Origin of the sequence: Acinetobacter sp. 22301 (assembly GCF_052045285.1) — a bacterium.
Classification (GTDB): Bacteria; Pseudomonadota; Gammaproteobacteria; order Pseudomonadales; family Moraxellaceae; genus Acinetobacter; species Acinetobacter pittii.
This window is the reverse complement of record NZ_JBQEOR010000005.1, coordinates 120,026-136,935: the sequence shown is the minus strand read 5'-3', so window position 1 is coordinate 136,935 and position 16,910 is coordinate 120,026. Positions and strand designations below refer to the sequence as shown.

The following is a 16,910-nucleotide window of genomic DNA, read 5'->3' as shown; positions in this document are numbered from 1 at the left end:
AGAGTATAAACATGAAAAAATTAGCAATTTTAGGTGTTACGATTTATAGCTTTGCACAACTTACCAATGCAGCCACATTAAATGTAAAACCATATGGTACGACTCAAGACGGTCAAAAAGTTGATTTATACACCATGAGCAATAACAAAGGAGTCTCGGTATCTTTTATTAGCTTCGGTGGTGTAATTACACAGATTTTGACTCCCGATGCACAAGGTAAACAAAATAATATTGTTTTGGGCTTTGATGATCTAAAAGGTTATGAAGTCACTGATACCAAGGAAGGCATTCATTTTGGCGGATTAATTGGTCGTTATGCGAACCGTATTGGCGATGCTAAATTTAACTTAGATGGAAAAACGTATAACCTTGAAAAAAATAATGGGCCGAATTCATTACATAGCGGTAATCCCGGTTTTGATAAACGTATTTGGCAAGTTAAGCCCCTCGTTTCTAAAGGTGAAACCGTTAAAGCTTCTCTTAAGTTAACCAGTCCAAATGGTGATCAAGGTTTTCCCGGAAAATTAGATGTAGAAGTGATCTACAGTCTTTCAGATCAAAATGAATTCCAGATTGAATATAAAGCCAAAACTGATCAACCGACAGTCGTCAATCTCACCAACCACAGTTATTTCAACTTATCAGGCGCTGGCAATACCCCTTATGGCGTGCTAGATCATGTGGTACAACTCAATGCAGACCGTATATTGGTAACCGATCAAAACTCTTTACCCACAGGTGAAATAGCTTCGGTTGCAGGTACACCTTTTGATTTTCGGACACCTAAAGCAATCGTAAAAGATATTCGAGCGAATAATCAGCAATTGGCCTATGGATATGGCTATGACCAAACTTGGGTAATTAATCAAAAGTCTCAAGGGAAACTCAATCTTGCAGCTATTGTGGTTGACCCAAAATCTAAACGAACCATGCAGGTTTTAACCACTGAACCAAGCGTTCAAATGTATACAGCCAATCATTTACTCGGAAATGTTACTGGTGCAAATGGCGTACTCTATCGACAAGCAGATGCGCTAGCATTAGAAACACAGCATTTTCCAGATAGCCCGAATCAATCAGCTTTCCCTTCTACACGTTTAAACCCAAATCAAACTTATAACAGTGTCACCGTATTTAAGTTTGGTGTTCAAAAATAGTCTTTCTAATGAGGCTATGTTCATATTACAAAGACTCTCAGCTAAATATGGCTGAGAGTCTTTTCATTTATTTTACTTTTGTGTTGGGTAAAAATGCAGTTGCAAAACCAAGTAATGGCAACAATGAACATAAACCAAACACCCATTCAATGCCGTTAATATCGGCTAAATGTCCTAACCCAGCTGCGGCAATACCGCTTACCCCAAACATCAGACCAAACATTAAACCTGCAATCATACCCACACGGCCCGGAACAGCTTCTTGTGCGTAAACTACCATTGCAGCAAAAGCCGATGACAACACTAAACCTGCAATAATTGAGAAAACTGTTGTCCAAAATAGGTTTGCAAACGGCATCATTAATGCAAACGGCGCCATACCAACAAATGAAACCCAGATAACCGCTTTACGGCCAATTTTGTCACCAATTGGGCCACCTGCAAATGTACCTAAAGCAACAGCTGCCAAGAAGGCAAACAAATGCAATTGAGCTGTTTGAATACTGATATGGAACTTTTGAATTAAGTAAAAAGTAAAGTAGTTACTAATGCTGGCAATGTAGGTAAATTTGGCAAACATCAATACACTAATTGTGCTCAAAGCAATAATGAGCTTACGACCATGCAATTTAGTATGTGCTTGAGTTGCACGTGCAGCTATCTGATTTTTAGCATGGCTCACAGTCCAACGGCTTACACCAAATAAAACCCAAATCGCCAAAAGTGCAAATATCACTAAGCCGGCAACTGCATGCTGCCCAAATGGGACAATGAGTAAAGCTGCCAACAATGGCCCAATGGCTGTACCTGTGTTTCCGCCCACCTGAAAAGTCGACTGAGCTGTACCGAAGCGCCCGCCCGATGCCATTCGTGCCACCCGCGAAGCTTCTGGGTGAAAGGTTGCAGACCCAACCCCAATAAGCGCAGATGCACACAACAACACAGCAAAACTTGGTGAAAATGCTAACAAGATAATGCCGCAGAATGTGACGACCATTCCGAGTGGGAGAAGATACGGTTTTGGATGTTTATCGGTATAAAGTCCAATCCAAGGCTGTAGCAGTGAACCTGTAATTTGATATACAAACGAGATCAGGCCGACTTGGGCAAAACTCAGTGAAAAGTTTGCTTTTAGCATTGGATAGATAGCTGGTAGCACCGCCTGAATTAAATCATTTAGTAAATGTGCGACTGCCACGGCGCCTACAATTTTAATAATCATTCCTTGAGGCTGATCATTTGCAACGGTATTGGCAATACCATCTTTCAATTGTATTGAAGACGTCATACCTGAAAAACTCCAATATTTTTAAATGAGATGCTTATTGTAAATTGTCGCTTATAAAGTTATCTTCCAATAATCATCGTATAAGTGACAATTTTTAGGATAGTTTATGTCCGATTCTCTTATTCAGTCTGATTTGTCTGAACTTGTGATTGGGCTATCTTCTGAGCATTCTTACCGAGAAATCACGCCTACCCATACGCATACACGTGCGCAGTTTTTATATGCCTCTACTGGAACTATTCAGGTTTTTACGCCTAATCATGTGTGGATTGTGCCGCCCATGTGCGCGTTATGGATTCCAGCACATGTAGAGCACAGCGTGATTTCACTGAGTCACGTGAAGTTAAATACGGCATTGGTTGAAGTAAATGCAGCAGCTTTAATGGGACAACATTGTTTTATTATTCGGGTAAGCAATCTGTTGCATGAACTCTTAATACGTTTAAATGAAATCGAACGAGAAGGCACTCCAAATACGGCCACTTCTCAAGAGCTTTCCCATTCTTTACAAATTTTGATTTTTGAAGAAATTCATCGGGCCAATTTGTTGCCCATCCAGATTCCTTGGCCGAAAGACAAAAGACTCTTAAAAATTTGCCAAGAGTTATTACATACGCCTGACCATTCAAAAGATTTAACAGATTGGGCTGATGATATTGGTGCGAGTTCTAGAACCCTAATGCGTATGTTCCAAAAAGAAACTGGGCTGTCATATCGGGCATGGTTGCAACAAATGCATATTGCACTCGCCTTGAGTAAAATCGCGAATGGTGAATCTATTGCTCAAATTTCAGAATCACTGGGGTATACAAACCCCAGCGCGTTCAGTGCAATGTTTAAGCGACATCTAGGAAAAACACCTCAGCAGTTTAGAAGTGCCGCGATGTCGCTATAAGTCTTTTTTTTTGCAGGTAGGTCATGCTTTTCGAGCAAATCATCAAAATCATGATAGACATGAAGCTCACGATCTTTACCAGTTCTGGCATGATCTAAGCGCTGTTCAGGGTCGACTAAGACAAGAGTATGGCCATCATCAATCAGACGATCTACGCCTTCTAAAAACATACGTTTACCCACATCGTGGATAAGTGAAATCTGGGTTAAATCAATAACGATTGTGCTTTGATCAGTTGTCTCGTCTTGTAAAATACGCAACAACATTTCAGCTTCGGTAAATTTCAATACGCCCCGAAGCACATACACACTTAATGATGCATCTTTTCCTGTACGGTAATGACTTTGTACAATGGTCTGGGCAGAAGGTGTACCTTCCATGAGATGTAATCCCATATCACGAGATAATCGTTCTAAAATATCGATACCTCGAACACTATGCCCATGCTCATCTAATCGAGGTGAAAAAGCAGCGATACTGACCTGCCCCGGTAGCACACCCAAAATACCCCCTGCTACACCGCTTTTAGCAGGAATACCTACAGTTGAAAGCCAGTCACCCGCGGCATCATACATACCACAGCTCATCATGACACTGAGGACTTGTCTAACTACAGATCGATTTAATAGGCGCTTTCCAGTTCTAGGATCGACCCCGCCATTAGCAAGTACACTGCCCATACGTACCAAGTCTTTAACTGTAACCATGATCGCACATTGACGAATGTAACCATTCACAATATCGACAGGGTCAGTTTCCAAAATCCCCACCGTGCGCAACATATAACCGATCGAAAGATTACGGTAGGCTGTTTTGACTTCCGAATCATAAACAGACTCATCAAAACTTAATTCACGACCAGCAAGCTCGCTCATAAAACGGCGTAGAATTTCTGCGCTATGTAAACCATGCTTGACCTGAATCAAGGAATGTACAGTAATTGCGCCAGAGTTAATCATCGGATTTTTTGGACGTCCGTCTTTACCTAATGAAATTTCATTGAAGGCTTCTCCCGAAGGCTCTACCCCTACTTTCGCAAGTACTGCATCAATGCCAAGCTGTTGTAAAACATAAGCATATACAAATGGTTTAGAAATTGATTGTATGGTGAATTCAACATCATCATCGCCAACCGAATAAATTTCACCATCTACCGTAGACATTGCTAAAGCTAATCGATTTGGGTTTGCATTTGCCAACTCAGGAATATAATCGGCGAGATGACCGCTGTTATCGATGTCACAGGCTTCTATAACATTTGCCAAATAATCTGGGAGAGGGGTTTGCATGGTCAGTAACCTTAAATGAGGAGATTTACAACATCGCGCAAAATTTCAGCACAACCTGCTGATAATATTAAAATTATATCTTTTGTAATGATTTAAATATTACGCTATAAGTATTGTAATTCCGATGACTTATCCTTTTCAAGCTCATTATAGGTTTTTCAAAACTTTAAACTGAAGATTAGCTTATTCTTTCTACAAACAATATTCCATTTAAATGATCGACCTCATGTTGAACGATACGAGCAGGAAAACCATGAAAAATTGTTTCCACCGTCTCGCCCTGAAGTGTTAAGTATTTCACCTTAACCATTTCGGCACGTTCCACTTGTCCACGTTCGTCTGGCACACTTAAGCAGCCTTCTTCACCTAAACAAACTTCGTTTGAGAACTCTAAAATTTCAGGATTCACCATGACCACTGCTTCCATTTCAGGTGCATCGGGATAGCGTGGGTTTGGTCGAGACGCCACAATAATGACGCGTTTAGAGATATAAACTTGCGGTGCAGCAATCCCTACCCCATTACGCTCAAGCATTGTCGCGTGCATAGCGTCAGCAAGCTGATAAAGCCAATTACTGTTTAACTCATTTGCCGAGACGGGAGCCGCAATCAATTTCAAAATATCTTCACCACGCTTCGCGACAGGTAAAACTACACTCATCCTTTGACTCTCTCATTAAACTGGCTATGACAAGTTTTATTGTGTCGCTGAACGAAACAAAAGAAAAGCCATTCCTACATCTGTTTTTGTTTCATCTAAAGCGTTTTTTGTTTTAAAGCTTTTTGATCTGAGCAGGTCCAATCGACGTTGCCACATAGAACAAATTTCCTCCATTTACTTTTACTTCACTTTTCCATTAATATCCAAACTTCAATTACAACAATTAAGTAAAAAATGGATCAGGAATTAACTTTGCAGGATGCGAACTATCTTAATAAAGAAGATAAACGAACCCTCGCCCTTTCTTCATTGGGTGGAGCTTTAGAGTTTTATGATTTTGTGATTTATGTGTTCTACGCCAAAATCATTTCCGACCTCTTTTTCCCCAGCACACTTAGTCCGTTTTGGGCCATGCTCAACACTTACGGTATTTTTGCAGCAGGTTACTTTTTCAGACCTTTGGGCGGGGTTGTTATGGCCCATTTTGGTGATTTGGTCGGGCGTAAAAAACTATTTTCGCTTTCTATTTTGCTGATGGCACTGCCTACTCTATTTATCGGGATATTGCCTACCTTTGAAAATATCGGATATTTGGCACCGCTACTTTTGTTACTCATGCGTGTAGTACAAGGGATTGCAATCGGGGGGGAAATTCCAGCCGCGTGGACATTTGTGTCTGAACATGTACCTGAAAGAAAAATCGGACTGGCCAATGGTTTACTCACCGCTGGGCTGTCTTTAGGAATTTTACTAGGTGCACTGATGTCTTTATGGATTTCACTGAATTTTAGTGAAGGACAAATCCATGACTGGGCATGGCGTATTCCTTTCATTGCAGGTGGTATTTTTGGTCTCGTTGCACTTTATTTACGAACTTATTTAAAAGAAACACCTGTGTTTAAAGCCATGCAGGCCCGTAAAGAAATTTCTAAAGAAATGCCTGTAAAACAAGTCTTAAAAACGCATAAAACAGCTGTTGCGATTGGCATGTTATTTACATGGTTTTTAACGGGATGTGTGGTGGTGGTGATTTTAGCCATGCCAAATTTATTAACTGGTACGTTTGGTTTTGAGCGTGCTCAAACTTTTGAAATGCAAAGTGCAGCCATTGTTATGCAAATGGTCGGCTGTATTTTAGCAGGCTATTTTGCTGACCGTTTTGGCTGTGGCAAAGTGATGATGTTCGGTGCACTTGCCGTAGCACTCACAGCAGCAGTTTTTTATAACAGTTTAGGACACGCAGCACATTCAACCATTTTTGGTTTATATATGTTGTTGGGTCTATGCTCTGGTACTGTCGGCATGGTGTCGAGCAGTATGGTCAAAATGTTCCCCGCGCCTGTGCGTTTCTCGGGTATTTCATTTTCTTATAATTTGTCTTATGCGATTGTTGGCGGTATGACTCTGCCTTTAGTGCATTGGCTCAGTCAATATAGTGATATTGGTGCGATGTATTATATTTTCGCGCTAACCATTTTGGCCTTTGTGACTGCCTTTGTATTTTGGAATAAGTTTGAAAAAAACAGGTATTAAAAATTTTCACTTATTAAATAAAAAACCACGCCGATCGCGTGGTTTTTTATTGCTGCTTACTTTAGAAAGTAAAGCCAATATTAAAGTTAATACGGTATAGCCATTTATCGCTGTTTGGCGAGGTTGCAGAGGTATAACCCGTTGAGTTAGTCGAGCCACCAATAATGTTGGAGTTTTTACCCCACGTATAATCCGCCCAAACCATAAATGGTGAAGCAATAAACATCATCCCTGTGGTGTTCATTTGCGAATCTGACCAATCATCACGTTTTTTATCGAGATAACTATAGTCATTATAAAACTTAATGGCTTTTAGCTTACCCATATTCGTGACTGGCAAAGTATAAGCAAGGTTTAAACTGGCAATCGTTCCTTCCGAAGCAATGAAATAGGCAGGTGTAAAACCGTTATTGCCCATTAAAGTCATATCACTATTTACACCGTCCGGATTTTTAGCATCATATTGATAGTGAATGACTGAACTTTGTAAGTTAAAACGCTTGTAGTTGTTGTCGGTATGCAAACCAACCGCATAATACTTGCCATCTTTATCAGTGACTTTGTTATGTAACTGGGCAATTGCACCCGACACACCAACCTCTTGTTTACCAAAATCAGTTTCTAACTTACGCACAATGCGGGTATTAAACTGATTTCGCTTTTCATTCTGGTAGGCCTTTTGAGATGGAAACGCATTTCCTGCTAAGTCATCATAAGTTGCACTTTCAGGCGAATAGCGCAAGTTGGTCTCTAGCATTTGCGGGTAATAACCGAGCTTTACATCCCAATCTTTGTCGTGATAATTCCAGTTAAGTCCCGGTGCAATATTGTTGCCATAACCTAAAAAGAACGGAATGTGATAGGTCCAGCCATTTTGTGGATATGGATAAATGGTAAATGGCTTATAGACCAAACCTGCTTCAATACTGTTATTGGCATCTAGGTTATAACCGACATATGCTTTTTCAATCGAGGTTTTCTGTTGGTCTTGGAACAGATAGCTCGCATTGATGTATGCATCATCAAACTTACCTTTTAGATCTACCCTGAAAATATCAAAATAGAGCTTACCAAAACCACGATTTGGCCCTTCCCAATCTTCATAGCGCTGATTTAACCGAACCACCCCACCTAACTTTAAAGAGTCAGTTCCATCATCACTTTTCCATTCAAGTAATGAGTCTTTTGCAAACGCACTTGCACTCATCCCCATAGCGAGTGGTGCAATGAATGCCATGATCAATGAAGTCTTTTTCATCTCTACATCCTTGATTGAGTTCCAGCATCCTGCTGGAACTTTATTTGTTTTACCTGTAAAACTTCGTTTTTATTGTTTTTTAGATAAAAAAATATATCTAAAAAAAGGATGGCTTAGCAGCTCCCATCGCATATGTACTAAACCATCCAAACTGGTTAATACAGTTTCTTTTGCGGTGGACCCGCAAAGTTTAATGGTCCAATCGAGTTCATATCGAGCTCAATTACCGTTGGTCCTTCAAATGCAACCGCCTCTTGAATGACAGTTTTAAACTCATCTGCACTACCGACTTTCCAGCTCTTCACACCCATTGATTCGCCAAGAAGTTTGTAGTCTGGTGTATGCAATTCATTGAAATACTGACGACCACCAAAGTAGTTATTTTGAATGCCACGCATTACGCCATAGCCACCATCATTCATAATCATTAAGACCATGTTGGTGTTTTCTTGCACCATGGTTGCAATTTCGCCAATGCCAAGCATTAAGCCGCCATCACCGACCAAACCAATCACTTTTTTGTCAGGGTTAGCAACCGAAGCACCGATTGCAGTTGCAAGACCTAAACCAATTGCACCCGCGAGTGAGTGAATGTTTTGGTTCGGTGCTTGTACAGGGAATAAACGGCTGCCCCATGTACTACCTGACATGGTGATGTCACGTACAAAAATGCCGTCTTGAGGTAAAGCTGCACGCAAGTGATCACAAATTAAAGCGTATTGGTCGATTTGCTTACGCAGTGCATCAATTGCAGCTTGTTTTGCAGCAACTACAGCAGCATCGTAATCGGCATCAACTTTTGAAGTACCTTGAAGCTGAGCCAACACACGTGTTAAGACATCTTTAGCATCGCCACAAATGAAGTTGCGAATTTTGTAATTACGTTGCTGAGCCACTGGATTGGCATCAACTTGAATAATGTTTTCAGGGAACTCAACCGAATAAGTTTTGGTTTCATTACTACGTAAACGAGAACCCAATACAACCATTAAGTCGGCATCTTTTAATAACTGCTCAACCGCTGCCGAGTTGTGGAATGCACCTAAACTACGTGGATGATCATCTGCCAATACGCCACGACCGTGTGTAGATGACACAACCGGAATACCTAAATCTGCAATTGCTTTAACTTCGGCAACACTATTTAAAGTTCCACCGCCAATCCAGAAAATTGGGCGTTTTGCTTTTTTGATTTCACTCACAAGAAGATCAATTTCAGCTTGATCCGCTTGTGGCAATTGCAATGCTTTGACTGGTCCAAGGTTAAGTGGCAAATCAATTTCTGCTGCCTGTACATCAATTGGCAACTCAACACTTACCGGCCCCATTGGAACTGTTGTCGCCACACGAATCGCTTCACGAATTACGCCCACTGCATTGTCTGGACTTGTAATACGAAATGCTGCTTTGCTTGATGCGCGTAAAAACGTAAGTTGATCTTTGGTTTCGTGAATGAAACTTGCATCACGGTCGAGATACTCACGCTCAACTTGACCTGTTAAATGCAATACAGGGCTACCCGCATTCATCGCTTCAATCAGCGAACCTACCGCATTGCCAGCCCCAGCACCCGTACTGGTCAACGCTACACCTAGGCCTTTAAAGCGTGAATGTGCATCTGCCATGGTTACCGCACCCGCTTCACCGCGGGCTGCTACAAAGCGCATTTTTTCACGGCGCCCTACTGCGTCAGCAATAGGTAAATTGTGGATGGAAATAACACCATAAATACTATCAACTTGGTGCGCTTCTAAAACTCTTGCGATTGCTTCGCCTACATTTACACGTTCAGTCATGTCTGTTCCTCAAAATTTGTTTTCAGTCCTTGAATCTATTAATCGCACCAAGGGTTAGGCTGTTCATTCAGCCCCATATAAATACTCTTTTGCTGCATGTACGATAAAATGCCCAAACGGCCTTTTTCGCGCCCAATACCACTGTCTTTAAAGCCACCAAACGGTGCACTAATCGAGAACTTTTTGTAGGTATTAATCCACACGGTTCCCACTTCTAACACACGGGCAATACGCCAAGCTTTACGGTAGCTTTCAGTCCAAATGCCAGCTGCGAGACCAAAACAACTGTCATTGGCTTGGGCAATTAAATCTTGTTCGTTGTCATATTTCATAACGACTAAAACAGGACCAAAAATTTCTTCCTGACAGGTTTGGGCACTATTACTTAAACCCGTAATAATGGTTGGTAAGTAATAACTTCCTTTGGCATAGTCACCAGTTGTTAATGCTTCGCCACCCACCAAAACTTGCCCACCTTCACTTTTAGCAAGCTGCACATAGCGATCAACCGACTGCAAATGTTTGTCATTTACGAGTGGTCCTAAATGCACACCAGCCTGTTCAGGATGGCCCACACGTAAGCCTTTGGTAATTTCAACCAGACGCGTTAAAAACTGATCGTAAAGACTGCTATGAATAAACAAGCGAGAGCCTGCGATACACGCTTGGCCTGCCGAACTAAAAATACCGTACGCTACACCTTTGGCAGCAAGTTCTACATCAGCATCTGGCAGAACGATTGTTGGTGACTTGCCACCTAGCTCAAGCGAAGTGGTAATGAGTTTTTCCGCTGCAATATGCGCCAAATGACGGCCCGTGGTCGTTCCCCCTGTAAAAGAGATTTTACGAACCAACGGATGTTGAGCAATTGCATCGCCAATTACCGAACCACGACCAACTAACACACTGAGTAAGCCTTTTGGTAAACCTGCCTCTTCAAAAATTTTGGCAAGTTCTAAAGCAATGAGTGAGGTTGCTTCTGCTGGTTTTAACACCACTGCATTTCCTGCTGCCAAAGCTGGAGCAAGCTTTTGAACTTCACTCGCAATTGGAGAGTTCCAAGGTGTAATTGCTGCCACAACGCCCACAGGTTCATGCACGCTCATGGTCATAAAGTCTGGAGCACGTTGAGTAGTTAGCTCATCATTCAGCGTTTCACATGCCGCTGCAACATAACGTGCAGTCGCCGCAGCACTCATCACCAAACCGCGAGTTTCGGTTAAAGGTTTCCCATTATCGCGTGTTTGTAATTTTGCTAATTCATCTGCACGCGCTTCAATAATGTCTGCAACTTTGTAAAGAATACGTGCGCGCTCATGCGGCAAGCTGTTTCTCCAGTTGGGTTGACGCCAAGCCTGATCAGCCTTTTCAATCGCTTCATTCACATCTTCAAGCGTTGCAGTCGAAATTTCTGCATTGACAGACTGATCTGCCGGAAACAGGCTTTGGATGACCGCACCACGGCCTAAACGCCATTCACCCGCAATATAAATTTCCTTTGCCATGATCAAATCCTTCTTAAATCTGTATTGCTTCTACACTGTTGCGACAAGCACGAATCACGCTAAGCGCAGCCAAAGTTGATGTTTTCGGGTTACTTGGCAGCGGCACACCCACCAGTTCAATGGTCATTTGTCCAAAACCACCTTCTGCCACAATGGTGTGTTTGTTTTTGTTGATGGTTGGATCAACAGTTAACTCAACCATGGTTTCATCCATACCAAGTCCTGCAAGTGCAATGGTTGCTGCAACGTTGGCATTAGCTGGAAATTTCATGGCAGCTTCACGCGCAGTTCCTGTGAAAAAGACTGTAGCTTCAGCAACATGGTCTAGATCGACCAATTGCTCTGCATAACTACCCTTCCAGCTTTTTGGACTTTTACAGCCTTTGTAAGTGACTTTTTGCAAACCACCTTCTTTGGCCGCAGAAATACCGTCAATACCTGCGATAGCCCCTGCAAGCAAATGCAAATGTGCATCATTTTTTTCGGCAGTTTGCTTAAGCTGAACCAAAAATTCGCTATCAGCCAAAGTACCCACCGAAATCAGACCAATGGTCCAGCCTTTCGCTAAAACTTTTTGAACATGCTCTTTCACTGCTGCTTGACCTGCCACCTCAATGACATAGTCTGGCGTACCATCGCATTGCTCAATATCTGAAATCACCTGAATGTCAGACGAGACTTGTGACTGCACTTTTTCAATACTGCGAGATGGCACGACAATCCATTTGAGTTGCAGATCTTGAGGCAAGTGGGCATACACTTCTGCTGCCATTGCGCCAAAACCAATCATCATCAACTTTTTCATGACAGCACCTGATATTTATAAATGTTTGTTAAAACCACCTGAGACATCTATTGCCGAACCTGTGGTGTAAGATGCCAATGGTGATGCCAAGAAAACCAAAGCACGTGCGGGCTCTTCTGGTCGGCCTAAGCGCTGCATGGGAATGCCACGATTTTTTGCGATATTCCCCGTCCATTCTTCCCATGACAGATTTAAATCTGAACGGGTTTCATAACGGCGTTTCCACTGCGCAGACTCAACCATTCCGAGTAAAATCGAATTCACACGAACACCATATTGAGTAAACTCATGTGCCAGAGAATGGGTTAAGTTCAACAGTGCAGCGCGTGCAGATGACGTCGCAATCATGTGCGGTTCCGGTTGCAATGCCAGTAACGAGTTCACATTGGTAATTGAGGCATTTGCCGACTGTTTTAAGTCATCAAGAAAAGCCCGTACCGGATGTAAAACACTGAAATATTTCAGCTCGATTTCTTTCATCCAGTCTTCATCTTGTGTGTTTTCAAAATTTGAAACACGGCCTTGCCCAGCATTGTTAATGAGCATGTCCACATTGCCCAAATTGAGTTTGACGTCTTTGGCAAATTGCTGAACTTCTTCTTTTTTCAAAACATTACATGCTTTGGTAAAAATATTGGCATGTGGAAATTTTTCTAAAATATAGTGCTTAGAAGCATTTAAACGTTCTTCATCGCGACCACACCAAGCAACTTTTGCACCCTCTGCAACCAGTATTTCAACAGCAGCCAGCCCAATCCCAGATGAGCCACCGGTAACAACTGCAACTTTTCCTTCAACTTGGAAGCTCATAATCCTTAATCTCTCTTACGATTGTTCCTGAATCGTCAACATAATTTGGTTAAATGCTTGCGGTTGGTCGACATAACTTAAATGTCCTGCATCTTCTATGACGAAGCGCTGTTCCAACTGCAATTCCTGAGCAAGCTCTTGTATACCTAACGCAGGAGTGATTTGATCTTGCTGCCCTGCAATCACTGTGCATGGGACTTTTAAATGGGTTAAATAATTACGTATTTCGTCATATGCCAGTAAGTACGATGCATGTGTGAAACCCTGTAGGGTCAACTGTTGCATCACCTCTGAAACTAAAGCTAAGGCTTGTGGCTCTTGTTTATAAATCAAATGAGGTCCACGGCTTTCGGCCATTCCTTTAGCACCGAGTTCTTTCAACATTTTTGGTCTTTTTTCAAAAACCTGAATTTGTGTCTGTTCATCGTGGCGTTGGTAGCCTTGCGCCAAGTTAGCGACCACCAAGTGTTTCACTCGCTCTGGGTAAAGTGCAGCAAATGCACTGCCCTGTAAGGCACCTAATGAGTGTCCCACTACAATTGCTTTTTCAATTTTTAAAGCATCGAACAACCCTGCCAAACGCTTTGCGTAGTCGGTCGCATTGGGCTGATCAGTTAAAAGTTCATCTGATTTGCCATAGCCCGGTGCGTCCCAGGCAATGACATGAAAATGATGAGACAGCACTTCAAGTTGGTTTACCCATGAAGCAGAACCTGAACTAATACCATGCAACAGCACAAGGTACTCGCCCTGACCGGCTTCTCGATAGGCTTGCTGCTGGCCTTGAACAGTAACGGTTTTCACCGGAAATTCTGCTAACTTTTCAATGAGTGTCATCATTTTCAATTCTTTCCTTCATTCACTTCATCAAACAATTAACGTTTGATTTGAGACAATGGATGCTCTGGTGGATAGTTCGGAATGGTTGGTTTACCTGTTCCCAACATCACACACATCAAGGCATCTTCTTGACCTGGGTTAAACAAACCACGGTAGATACCCGGTGGAATTGAAATCAGGTCACGCTCTTTTAAACGGGTTTCAAATTTTTCGCCGTTGTGTTCAATGAACAAATCAATTTCGCCGCGAAGCATAAAGAACACTTCTTCAACATCATGGTGAATGTGCAAAGGGCCTTCACACTGTGGTGGTAGAACCATGGTTGAAAACGTGAAGTTTTCTGCTGGAACGGTGTTACCGTCATTTGCAACACCTGTTGCACCCGTACCCATGTAACGCATTTGTGCACGGCGATATTTCGGGTCGTAATCTGCTTGGAACTTCAAAGCATCGAAGTCGTATTTACGTGTCTCAAAGCGAGCAATACGTGTGTTTAACCAATCTTCTAAAGAAGCACCCTCTGGTTGTGCCCACGATTCGAATTGTTGTGTAGTCATTTTTTAAACTCCTATACAGTGAATTAATAACGTTTTAAAAGAGGAACCAAGAACAATGACCCAATGACAGCGACAGCAGCCAAGAAGGTAATTCCTAAATTAAAACTGTGTGTTTGCATCACGATGTAACCGATAAGAACAGGCGCAATTGCACTTGCAAAATTACCTAAACCGTTAAATATTCCACCCGCAGTCGCCCCTACATTTGAGGTCGTTACTCTTGCAAGTAGAGCAAATACAGCTGCTACTCCAAAACCCCACGCCATAGCACTTAAAGACATAGCAGCAATAATCAATAGTGGCTCAGTCATAATGACCATCACATACATGAAGATGCCTGCGAGTAGTAAACCGCTAAATACTTGAATTGCGCGGCGGCCTAACTTGTCAGATAAAAACGCACCGATAATTTCGCCAATTAACATGGCAATGAACGGAAAGCTTGAATACATCCCAAACTCTTTGAGATTGAATCCTTTGTCTTGCATTAAGTAAGAAGGAACCCAGCTGTTTAAGCCCCACAAATACGTCATCAGCGCAATGTTAAAGAGACAAACCAACCAGAATGCGCTGTTGCTGAGCAGCAATTTAGTATTGGCAATGTGACCTTTGAAATTAGTGCGTTTACTCTCGCCCTCAATTTCGACAGTTTTCTTGAGCTGCAAGTTACGCAGACCAAAAACAATGCTAAAAATCGCAATCAGGGTTAGCGCAGCCATCACAAAAAAAGTGGTGTGCCAGTCGTGGTGAGCTAAAACATTTGCAGTGATCGGGAACCCAAGGAATGCACCTATCGGTGTTCCAAGTAAGAACATGGTAGAAGCACGTGCCTGCTGACGGTCCGTATAAGTCTGCTTAACAATGGTGTATGCCAAGGCAAATAACGGGCCTTCTGCTAAACCAAGCAGTACACGTAAAACCAACATGCCTGAATAACTGGTGGTGAACCCCATACAGAACATGAGTACGCCCCACGACGTTACGCTCCAGAACAGCATTTTCTTTGGGTTAAAGATGTCACCCAAAAAGCTGAGAAAGACTGATGAAAAACCATAAGCAAGTAAGAAACTTGTCATGAGCCATCCGAGCTTGGCCTTATCTTCAGCAATTCCCATTGCACTTTGAAAATGAGGATCTGAAAATAAAACCGCAATACTAATCTTGTCGAAAAACGCCAGTACCACACATACCATAAGGACAAAAGCAGGTACCCAATGCTTCAATCCATTTTTTTCTTCATTACTCATGTGTCATTCCTTCGATTTGGTAATGAGAACCAGATTTAATGTTTACGGTTTTAACTTCATGACATTAAATTCAGCATCTGCTAATAGTTTTGGATCTAAAACGGTGTTGGCTTGCATCCAACGTTTTGCCAGTTTGACCAGTTTAGAATCATTAATGGCTATCATGTTGAGCAAACGATTTTCATGGTCCAGATATAAATAGCTCACCTGATCTTCCCCGCCTTGGCGAATGACTACTTCCTTCGTTTTTTCAGGCTGATACGTACCTAAAATCTGGATATTAAAGTGATATTGATCTGACCAAAGCCATGGAATATCGCTATATTCAGTTTCAATGCCGAGCATCGACTTTGCTGCTGCAATTGCCTGATTTTGTGCATTTGCCCAAGACTGAATGCAATAACCCAAACCAGGATGAATCGCGACATCACCTGCGGCATAAATGTTTTGATCTGAAGTTTGCCCAAAACAATTCACTACAATGCCATCTTTCACATCGAGACCAGCATGTACACCTAACTCTTTGGCAATTTCAGCGCCTGCACCTACCACAACACAGTCAAATAACTGACTATTTTGAGGATGGTTCACCACTTCAACTTTCTGATTCGGCGCTTCAACTAAATGAAGGCTCTTGCTGTCTAAATGAATTTTTGTGCCTTGGGTTTCATGCATATTTTTTAAAAATGCAGAAACTTCCGGACTCACGCTTCTTGCACATAAGCGGTCGCCATACTCAAAAATATGAACATCTTTACCTTGCTTACGTGCAGTTGCAGCAATTTCTAAACCAATCCAGCCACCGCCTATCACAGCGACATTTTTTGCATTCTTTAAAATTTCAGCCAAACGTTCACAGTCATGCACATTGCGTAAAGTCACAACATTTGGAATGAACTGCCATGTATTGACGGGTACACGCGCACGGCTTCCAGTTGCAATCAGCAATTTGTCATACGGCAAAATCTGACCACTTTCTAAATGAACCTGTTTTTGCTCACGATCGACTTTTGTTGCAATTTCCGGTTTATGCCATTGAACGTTGAACTCTTGAACCTGTTCAGGTGAGAACAGATTCAAACTTTCATATGTTGCTTCTTTTGAAAGTACTTGCTTAGACAGTGGTGGACGCTCATAAAACACTTGATCTTCATTTGAAACCACGTGAATTTCGCCCACATACCCATTTTGACGTAAGGTACTTACTGCCCAACCCGCTGCCTGTCCGGCACCTACAATTACAATCTTTTCCATAGCCATCTTCCTTGT

The 16,910-nt window shown here is 42.1% G+C and carries 15 protein-coding genes; 3 read left to right on the top strand and 12 right to left on the bottom strand.

The annotated features are described in order from the left end of the window. The first annotated feature begins 11 nt into the window (after positions 1-11). Positions 12-1,157 (top strand): aldose epimerase family protein, encoded by a 1,146-nt coding sequence (locus ACTJJH_RS10125; RefSeq protein WP_440601089.1) that lies wholly within the window; start codon positions 12-14, stop codon positions 1,155-1,157. A 67-nt stretch (positions 1,158-1,224) separates the two neighbouring features. On the opposite strand, the gene ACTJJH_RS10120 is transcribed toward ACTJJH_RS10125, so the two are convergent. Beyond that, positions 1,225-2,445 (bottom strand): MFS transporter, encoded by a 1,221-nt coding sequence (locus ACTJJH_RS10120; protein ID WP_440601088.1) that lies wholly within the window; start codon positions 2,443-2,445, stop codon positions 1,225-1,227. Positions 2,446-2,551: 106 nt separating this feature from the next. Between ACTJJH_RS10120 and ACTJJH_RS10115 the strand changes: the two genes are divergently transcribed. After that, positions 2,552-3,340, top strand: a complete 789-nt coding sequence (locus ACTJJH_RS10115; protein ID WP_440601087.1) for an AraC family transcriptional regulator — start codon at positions 2,552-2,554, stop codon at positions 3,338-3,340. Here ACTJJH_RS10115 and ACTJJH_RS10110 read toward each other — a convergent pair. Next, positions 3,307-4,629 carry a glutaminase gene (locus ACTJJH_RS10110; protein ID WP_002060167.1) on the bottom strand — a complete coding sequence of 441 codons (1,323 nt, stop codon included), beginning with the start codon at positions 4,627-4,629 and terminating at the stop codon, positions 3,307-3,309. The two genes, ACTJJH_RS10115 and ACTJJH_RS10110, sit on opposite strands and share 34 nt — an antisense overlap. A 178-nt stretch (positions 4,630-4,807) precedes the next feature. Continuing rightward, positions 4,808-5,290 carry a peptide deformylase gene (gene def, locus ACTJJH_RS10105; RefSeq protein WP_057074091.1) on the bottom strand — a complete coding sequence of 161 codons (483 nt, stop codon included), beginning with the start codon at positions 5,288-5,290 and terminating at the stop codon, positions 4,808-4,810. A 234-nt stretch (positions 5,291-5,524) separates the two neighbouring features. Here def and ACTJJH_RS10100 point away from each other — a divergent pair, with 234 nt between their 5' ends. Further along, positions 5,525-6,823, top strand: coding sequence for an MFS transporter (locus tag ACTJJH_RS10100; RefSeq protein WP_005070697.1), 1,299 nt, complete (start codon positions 5,525-5,527; stop codon positions 6,821-6,823). A 61-nt stretch (positions 6,824-6,884) separates the two neighbouring features. Here ACTJJH_RS10100 and ACTJJH_RS10095 read toward each other — a convergent pair whose 3' ends face one another. The 9 genes from ACTJJH_RS10095 to ACTJJH_RS10055 form a co-directional block, all read right to left on the bottom strand. Further along, positions 6,885-8,081 (bottom strand): hypothetical protein, encoded by a 1,197-nt coding sequence (locus ACTJJH_RS10095; RefSeq protein ID WP_215901097.1) that lies wholly within the window; start codon positions 8,079-8,081, stop codon positions 6,885-6,887. A 155-nt stretch (positions 8,082-8,236) separates the two neighbouring features. Then, complete coding sequence (locus ACTJJH_RS10090; protein ID WP_440601086.1) at positions 8,237-9,877, bottom strand: thiamine pyrophosphate-binding protein; 1,641 nt, start codon at positions 9,875-9,877, stop codon at positions 8,237-8,239. A gap of 38 nt (positions 9,878-9,915) precedes the next feature. Then, a complete protein-coding gene (locus tag ACTJJH_RS10085; protein WP_231761715.1) occupies positions 9,916-11,382 on the bottom strand; it encodes an aldehyde dehydrogenase in 1,467 nt (488 codons plus the stop codon). Between the two features lie 13 nt (positions 11,383-11,395). Continuing rightward, positions 11,396-12,187: an aspartate dehydrogenase gene (locus ACTJJH_RS10080; protein WP_032063609.1), complete on the bottom strand. Its 792-nt coding sequence runs from the start codon at positions 12,185-12,187 to the stop codon at positions 11,396-11,398. A gap of 15 nt (positions 12,188-12,202) precedes the next feature. Continuing rightward, entirely contained in the window at positions 12,203-12,997 is a 795-nt protein-coding gene (locus ACTJJH_RS10075; protein ID WP_004703156.1) for an SDR family oxidoreductase, read from the bottom strand. Positions 12,998-13,012: 15 nt separating this feature from the next. Further along, positions 13,013-13,837: an alpha/beta fold hydrolase gene (locus ACTJJH_RS10070; RefSeq protein ID WP_068614640.1), complete on the bottom strand. Its 825-nt coding sequence runs from the start codon at positions 13,835-13,837 to the stop codon at positions 13,013-13,015. Positions 13,838-13,872: 35 nt separating this feature from the next. Then, positions 13,873-14,394, bottom strand: a complete 522-nt coding sequence (locus ACTJJH_RS10065) for a cupin domain-containing protein (RefSeq protein WP_002117566.1) — start codon at positions 14,392-14,394, stop codon at positions 13,873-13,875. A gap of 23 nt (positions 14,395-14,417) precedes the next feature. Further along, the gene (locus ACTJJH_RS10060) at positions 14,418-15,641 is read right to left on the bottom strand and encodes an MFS transporter (protein ID WP_440601085.1); all 1,224 of its coding nucleotides are present in this window, start codon (positions 15,639-15,641) and stop codon (positions 14,418-14,420) included. A 42-nt stretch (positions 15,642-15,683) separates the two neighbouring features. Then, a complete protein-coding gene (locus ACTJJH_RS10055) occupies positions 15,684-16,895 on the bottom strand; it encodes an NAD(P)/FAD-dependent oxidoreductase (protein ID WP_017387113.1) in 1,212 nt (403 codons plus the stop codon). Positions 16,896-16,910 lie beyond the last annotated feature (15 nt).

Coding starts and splice junctions, on each gene's coding strand:
- ACTJJH_RS10115 (WP_440601087.1), top strand. CDS start 2,552: ATGTCCGATTCTCTTATTCAGTCTGATTTGTCTGAACTTGTGATTGGG.
- ACTJJH_RS10090 (WP_440601086.1), bottom strand. CDS start 9,877: ATGACTGAACGTGTAAATGTAGGCGAAGCAATCGCAAGAGTTTTAGAA.
- ACTJJH_RS10085 (WP_231761715.1), bottom strand. CDS start 11,382: ATGGCAAAGGAAATTTATATTGCGGGTGAATGGCGTTTAGGCCGTGGT.
- ACTJJH_RS10095 (WP_215901097.1), bottom strand. CDS start 8,081: ATGAAAAAGACTTCATTGATCATGGCATTCATTGCACCACTCGCTATG.
- ACTJJH_RS10120 (WP_440601088.1), bottom strand. CDS start 2,445: ATGACGTCTTCAATACAATTGAAAGATGGTATTGCCAATACCGTTGCA.
- ACTJJH_RS10100 (WP_005070697.1), top strand. CDS start 5,525: ATGGATCAGGAATTAACTTTGCAGGATGCGAACTATCTTAATAAAGAA.
- ACTJJH_RS10075 (WP_004703156.1), bottom strand. CDS start 12,997: ATGAGCTTCCAAGTTGAAGGAAAAGTTGCAGTTGTTACCGGTGGCTCA.
- ACTJJH_RS10070 (WP_068614640.1), bottom strand. CDS start 13,837: ATGATGACACTCATTGAAAAGTTAGCAGAATTTCCGGTGAAAACCGTT.
- ACTJJH_RS10060 (WP_440601085.1), bottom strand. CDS start 15,641: ATGAGTAATGAAGAAAAAAATGGATTGAAGCATTGGGTACCTGCTTTT.
- ACTJJH_RS10125 (WP_440601089.1), top strand. CDS start 12: ATGAAAAAATTAGCAATTTTAGGTGTTACGATTTATAGCTTTGCACAA.
- ACTJJH_RS10055 (WP_017387113.1), bottom strand. CDS start 16,895: ATGGAAAAGATTGTAATTGTAGGTGCCGGACAGGCAGCGGGTTGGGCA.
- ACTJJH_RS10110 (WP_002060167.1), bottom strand. CDS start 4,629: ATGCAAACCCCTCTCCCAGATTATTTGGCAAATGTTATAGAAGCCTGT.
- def (WP_057074091.1), bottom strand. CDS start 5,290: ATGAGTGTAGTTTTACCTGTCGCGAAGCGTGGTGAAGATATTTTGAAA.
- ACTJJH_RS10080 (WP_032063609.1), bottom strand. CDS start 12,187: ATGAAAAAGTTGATGATGATTGGTTTTGGCGCAATGGCAGCAGAAGTG.
- ACTJJH_RS10065 (WP_002117566.1), bottom strand. CDS start 14,394: ATGACTACACAACAATTCGAATCGTGGGCACAACCAGAGGGTGCTTCT.